Below are 413 nucleotides of genomic sequence, written 5' to 3' on the forward strand. Positions count from 1 at the left end.
TACATGGGCTTTAAACTCATTCATTAAATTCATAACACCATTAATAGAGCCACCAGCCCTCATAAAATCATCGACAACTAAAACATTTGAATTTTCTGCTAAAGTTCTCTTCGAAAGTACCATTGTTTCTATTTTTCTTGAAGATCCTGAAACGTAATTAATTGAAACTGTAGAACCTTCAGTCACCTTGTTGTCTTTTCTAATCACTACTACTGGTAAATTTAAAATATTAGCAACCTCATTTGCCAATGAAATACCTTTTGTCGCAATGGTAACAACAGCATCTAATTTTTCTTCCATGTAAATACTGGCAATTAACTTACCAACTTTGTTTAGTAGCGATGGATTACCTACCAAATCTGATAAAAATAAATATCCGCCAGGTAACAAACGTTCTTTCTCTTCTAATAGAG

The 413-nt window shown here is 32.7% G+C and carries 1 protein-coding gene; it reads right to left on the reverse strand.

Annotation, left to right across the window (positions count from 1 at the left end):
- On the reverse strand, positions 1–413 hold a 413-nt coding region (locus D7W79_RS46655; protein WP_120530813.1), incomplete at both ends, for a phosphoribosyltransferase family protein.

It is taken from the genome of Corallococcus exercitus (genome assembly GCF_003611585.1).
In the GTDB taxonomy this organism is placed as follows: domain Bacteria; phylum Myxococcota; class Myxococcia; order Myxococcales; family Myxococcaceae; genus Corallococcus; species Corallococcus exercitus.